At 57.6% G+C, this 5,892-nt stretch carries 5 protein-coding genes; all 5 read left to right on the forward strand.

Annotation, left to right across the window (positions count from 1 at the left end; all coding sequences use genetic code 11):
* The first annotated feature begins 267 nt into the window (after positions 1 to 267).
* The gene (gene pyrF / locus TW83_RS16920) at positions 268 to 1,167 is read left to right on the forward strand and encodes an orotidine-5'-phosphate decarboxylase (RefSeq protein WP_045983955.1); all 900 of its coding nucleotides are present in this window, start codon (positions 268 to 270) and stop codon (positions 1,165 to 1,167) included.
* An 802-nt stretch (positions 1,168 to 1,969) separates the two neighbouring features.
* The gene (locus tag TW83_RS16925) at positions 1,970 to 3,232 is read left to right on the forward strand and encodes an adenine-specific methyltransferase EcoRI family protein (protein WP_204245797.1); all 1,263 of its coding nucleotides are present in this window, start codon (positions 1,970 to 1,972) and stop codon (positions 3,230 to 3,232) included.
* Complete coding sequence (locus tag TW83_RS16930; RefSeq protein WP_045983956.1) at positions 3,229 to 4,395, forward strand: DUF262 domain-containing protein; 1,167 nt, start codon at positions 3,229 to 3,231, stop codon at positions 4,393 to 4,395. Before TW83_RS16925 ends, TW83_RS16930 begins: the two co-directional genes overlap by 4 nt.
* Before the next feature lie 780 nt (positions 4,396 to 5,175).
* Positions 5,176 to 5,433, forward strand: a complete 258-nt coding sequence (locus TW83_RS16935) for a hypothetical protein (RefSeq protein WP_045983957.1) — start codon at positions 5,176 to 5,178, stop codon at positions 5,431 to 5,433.
* The coding region (locus TW83_RS20855) for a hypothetical protein (protein ID WP_157001719.1) at positions 5,430 to 5,892 on the forward strand (463 nt) is incomplete at its 3' end. The genes TW83_RS16935 and TW83_RS20855, both read left to right, overlap by 4 nt.

The raw sequence follows: 5,892 nt of genomic DNA on the forward strand, positions 1-5,892 counted from the left end.
ATCGATCAAAAGTCTGAGTTTCATCCTTGCTCCATATGAAGGTGAAAACACCGCCTTAGCACCGAACGGCCGCTTCGTCCCGCATAGCAGACGCACGGCGGCGACGGGCTAGCGTCTGCAATGCGGGACGAAGCGGACGCTCAAAGTTGATCCGCTACGCCAGGCTCGCTATCTTGCCAGAGACGCCCTGGCCTCTTCTTGGCAAAGGTCATAGCAGATCGAACGGCTACGACAGCGCAGCTGCAGGAAGGGTTCCCAGGAGATGACATGGCAAGCACCACTTGGTTAGAAATTGTCGACGCGAATGTCAGGGAACGTGGCGAGCTTGTCATTGGCATCGATCCGTCACTTGCCGATCTGCCACAGTTCTTCGAGCGCGGTGACGGCCACTGGATCAGCCGATACGTGGACTTTCTGCTCGACATAGTCGAGACGCGCGCGGGCTTCGTAAAGTTTCAGTCTGCATATTTTGAGGCCGGCGGGCTTGCCGGGCTGTCTGCACTTTCTGCAGGGATGAAGAGGGCGAAAGCCGCAGGTATGGGTGTCATTCTGGACGCCAAGCGGGGCGATATCGGGGCAACCGCTACCGCATATGCAAAGGCATATCTAACGCCTGCTGAGGAAGGCGGCAGTGGCGATTTCGAGGCCGATTGCCTCACGATCAACCCCCTTATGGGACCGGACACCCTGGCTCCGTTCGTAGACTGCGCGGTGCGTCACGGGAAAGGTCTCTTCGTTTTGTGCCGGACATCCAATCCGGGAGCAGGTTGGATTCAGGACAAGATGGCAGGGAACCGGGCAATATCCGATCGCGTCGCCGATCTGATCGGCGGCTTTGCACCACCCGGCGCGGATGGTCTGTCTCCTGTCGGGGCAGTCATTGGAGCGACGGTCCCCAATGAAGGGCGGCGGCTGAGGCAACTTCTACCGCGCTCTATTATCCTCGCGCCGGGTCTTGGGGCACAAGGAGGCGATCCGGCGGCGATAAATTCCTTACGCGGCAGTCGCCCCGGCGATTTGCTAGTCCCTGTATCTCGCGGGCTGACCCGTGTTGAGGACAGGACATTGTCGCAAGACGCATACCGCAACTTGATCCTGGAGCGGATGCAGCAATTCGAAGATGTTCTGACATACGACTACGCGGTAAGCCAAGCCGCATCGGGTTGACATGGAGCCATGGCTGAAGCGTGGATTTCCACGACACTGGCCGCTATGGGCTCTTCGCGTCGATGCTGCCTGGCAGTCGAGAGGCTGCTTTTTCAGAGATATGGTGATCGCGGGCACCGCGATCGCTGATCCAGAGGACAGCCGCGCCTCCGCTTCGCTCTGGCACGGCTGACGATCTTTCATTTCATTTTTCCGCCTGCCATCCGGCCGGCGATCCGAACACGGGCTCTGGTGCCGCTGCGCGTCAGCCTCCACGGAGAAATCCGGTTCCTCCCACGCGCAAGCGCGCGGGTCCCTCCCAATTTCACCGCTCCGGCCCCGTGTGTCAGATCACCGTCCGGCCGCAGGTCGGGCTGCGCCCACCCTGCTTTGCCCTTCGGATGACATGAAGTCATCCAAAGTGAAAAGCAGCGATGGCTTCGCCACTGGCGGAACAGGAAGGAGCGTCACGACATGTCGGACCGGATCAACACACGGGCCAGAGATTGGGCTGCGGCCCATCAGAGGCAGACCTTTGTAACAGGAAAGGCAAGCCCGCCTTCGCATCGGGGACAGTCCCCCCTGTTTTCACGCAGTTTTTCTCACCCCTGAAGGCAGAACTATCTGCCCCCTGCCACCCGATGTTCTGTGGCACATAGTTCTGCCTTTTTTGCCAGGCAGTCTGCCTCGCGGGCCTGCTAGCTTGACGAAATCTGATGGTCATCGGTCGGCGCAGCATCGACATAAAGAGCCTATCGGTGACGTTAGCAAGTCGATCGACATCAAGAGAACCGCGTGACTTCAAACACATCCATCAGTAGATATGTCTGAGTTTTTTGTTTATTTGCGGCCGCCGAAAGCTGTGCGGCATGACGCGTTGGGAGAGTTGATGGCTAGGGATGGCAAAGCTGTGTTGAACCGCGGCTTGACGGCGGCACGGGAGGCCAAGAAGGACGAGTTCTACACGCGCTATGTGGACATCCAGAAAGAGGTCGAGGCTTATTTAGAGTTTGATCAGGAGACCTTCCGAGACAAGGTCGTCTATTGCAATTGCGATGACCCTTTTGAGAGCAATTTTTTTAAGTATTTCGCGGCGAACTTCAACCGCTTGGGCCTAAGGAAGCTCGTCACGACGAGCCGTAAGGGTTCCACGATTGCCGGTATGCAGCTTACCTTTGATGAATATATCCAAGGAAACCGGACCCCGAAGCGACCGAACGCTGTAGCGGTTGAGATCGAGGAGGTCACGGATCTAAATGGCGATGGCGCTCGGGACATCGAAGATGTTCGTCTGTTCCTAGAGCAGAACCCGCACCGCCGCACGCGGTTGCAGGGCGATGGCGACTTTCGCAGCCCGGAGTGCGTGGCCCTATTGCGCGAGGCGGATATCGTCGTGACGAACCCGCCCTTCTCGCTCTTCAGTGAATACGTCTCCTTGTTGATCCAGAACGACAAGAGGTTTTTGATCATTGGGAATACCAACGCCATCACCTATCAGGACGTCTTTCCCCATGTGATGGCCAACCAGCTCTGGCTCGGTTGCACGAACTTTAATGTCGGCATGTTCTTCGAGGTGCCTGACAGCTATACGAAATTTCACCACATTGACGAGGCGACGGGCAAAAAGATGGCCCGGGTCTCATCCTCCTGCTGGTATACAAACCTCGATCACGGGCGGCGGCACCGGCCGCTAAGCCTCATGACCATGTCGGATAACCTGCGCTACAGCCCAGGTCTTAAGGGCAAAGAAGCATATGACCGATACGACAATTATGACGCTATCGAGGTAGGGACCTACAAGGAGATCCCAAGCGATTTCGATGGAGTGATGGGCGTGCCCGTGACTTTCCTGGACAAATACAATCCTGATCAGTTCGAGATCGTGGGGACGTTAGAATCGAGCAATCCAGACAATCCCTACCGAACGCGCTGGTATACTGTCCAAGACCAGAAGGACTCCTTTTATCGACGCTTCGGCAAGGCGGGCAACATCCCTCTAAACATGTCCGGCGTCATCAATGACGTGAAGGTTTACAAGCGCATTCTGATCCGGCACCGCCGCCCCGCTGAAGGTGACAACTCATGAAGACGACCCTCGAGACTGAGATCACGGTGTCGCAGCTCTGTGACGGCTTTGTCTACAACCAGCTGGAAGGAAAGGGGCTCTTTGGCCTTTCTGGCCAGCTGACGATCCAGCCGGAATACCAGCGCAATTACATCTATGCAGAGAACAATGGAGGGCGCGAGCAGGCGGTGATTCAGTCTCTCCTAAAGGGCTACCCGCTTGGTCTTGTGTATTTTAATAAGATTGCTGAGGGAAAATACGAGGTGCTAGATGGTCAGCAGCGGATCACTAGTATCGGTCGCTTCGTGACGAACAAGTTCGCCATTATGGATGGTGGAAACCCGAAGAATTTCGACAGTCTACCTGCCGACCAGCAGCAGAAGATCCGCGAATCTAAAATGCTGATCTACATCTGTGAGGGCACGGAGACCGAGATCAAGCAATGGTTTGAGACCATCAATATCTCTGGCGTGCCCCTGAAGCCGCAGGAGCTTCTGAACGCGATCTATTCCGGCCCCTTCGTCACGCGTGCTAAGGCTGAGTTCAGCAACAGTCAAAACGCCAACATCCAGAAGTGGTCGAAATACATCAAAGGCAGCGCTAACCGTCAGGACTTCCTAGAGCGCGCCCTGGACTGGGTGAGCCGCAACAATATCGGCGGCTACATGAGTGCGCACCGCATGAGCGACAGCATCGGCGGGCTGAAGAATTACTTCGACAGCGTTATTGATTGGGCGGGAAGCGTCTTCACCAGTGTGGAGAAGGAGATGCAAGGCCTCGAATGGGGCAGGCTCTACGAAACCTACCACACCACCGCCTATGATCCTGCCACCGTGGCAGCCGAGGTCCAGCGCCTTTATGGCGACCCTTTCGTCAAAAACCGCCGCGGCATCTTCGAATATGTCCTAGGTGGGTCACAGGACGCGAAGCTCCTCGATATCCGCGTTTTCGACGAGGCGACAAAACGGTCAGTTTTCGCAACTCAGACCGCAGCCGCAACAGCGGCCGGTAAGTCAAACTGCCCGCACTGCGCGGTCGGACATGACGCGAACAAGAGCCGGATGTGGACATTGACCGAGATGGAAGCCGATCACGTCGCTGCCTGGAGCAAAGGTGGCGGGACGACAGCCGGTAACTGCGAGATGCTCTGTCGGACGCACAATAGGGCGAAGGGCAATAAGTAAAGCTGACCTTCGATCTTGAAATCAGGATGCAAAGCCTCGTCGTGGACGGGGCATTCTCCGTCTGACCTGCTACTGGTCTTTTATCCGGCTGCAACCGGAGCCGGTTAGGCCAATATATTTATGGCTTTCAGCATGGTTTGAGCAATCGCTATTCGCGTCGATGCTGCCTGGCAGTCGAGAGGCTGCTTTTCAAAGATATGGTGATCGCGGGCACCGCGATCGCTGATCCAACGGACAGCCGCGCCTCCGCTTCGCTCTAGCACCGCTGACGATCTTTCATTTTATTTTTCCGCCTGCCATCCGGCCGGCGATCCGAACACGGGCTCTGGTGCCGCTGCGCGTCAGCCTCCACGGAGAAATCCGGTTCCTCCCACGCGCGGGGCGCGCGGGTCCCTCCCAATTTCACCGCTCCGGCCCCGTGTGTCAGATCACCGTCCGGCCGCAGGTCGGGCTGCGCCCACCCTGCTTTGCCCTTCGGATGACATGAGGTCATCCAAAGTGAAAAGCAGCGATGGCTTCGCCACTGGCGGAACAGGAAGGAGCGTCACGACATGTCGGACCGGATCAGCATACGCGCTGGAGATTTGGCTGCGGCCCATCAGAGGCAGACCTTTGTGACAGGAAAGGCAAGCATGCCTTCGCATCAGGGACAGGCCCCACTGATTTCACGCAATTTTCCCCACCGCTGAAGGCAGAACTATCTGCACCCTGCCACCCATTTTGGGCACCGGCCACAGGGCGAAGTCCGGGCCGGGATCGTCGCAAAAGAAGGAAAGCCAAATGGCACTTTTTGAAATCATCACCATGACCGACGACAGCGGCATGAGCCGCGTTGTGACCGATGACCTTGCCGCATGGGTCGATGACATGGGCACCGAAATCACCGGGACCGAGACCCGCGCGAGCCTGCGCACCGAATTGCAGGGCCAGCCCAAGATTGCCGGTTTCCTTGGCCCCTTCTGGGGCGGCCTGTCCCAGACCGGCGATGCCATCATCCGCTATGAGGATGAAGGCACCTATTCGGCACTGAGCCAGTGAGGGAGCCGCAGATGACCCATTTTTCTGTCGTGCAGACCGATATTCACCCCGCCCCCTATGTCGCAGCAACGGGCAGCGCGCGGAGTGCCCAAATCCTGGCCCGCCTTGTGCGGGAGCGTTGCCCCGGAAATGCCTTTGGCATCCGCGAAGGCGCGGCCTTTGGCGGGCCGAAAAGCAATGGTTTCATTCGCGATTGCGCCCGATCCTTGGAGGTGCAGCGGATCGCAGCGAAAGAATTGTTTGCGGAAGCCGACGAGAACCCCGACCAGCTGGTGAAATGGCACGTCTATTTCTACGACGCCGGGACCGGAAAATTCCGCTTCACCGTGAACGCCTATCTGGATCACGATTTGCGCATTCGCGCCAAGTGTGAAGCCGACCCCGAACTGGCCGGGCGCACGGTCGTCTATGGCGATCCGCCCACGATGGAGACGCTTTACCTGATGCTCGATGCCTTTG

Source organism: Paracoccus sp. S4493 (genome assembly GCF_000967735.1).
GTDB classification, from domain to species: Bacteria; Pseudomonadota; Alphaproteobacteria; order Rhodobacterales; family Rhodobacteraceae; genus Paracoccus; species Paracoccus marcusii.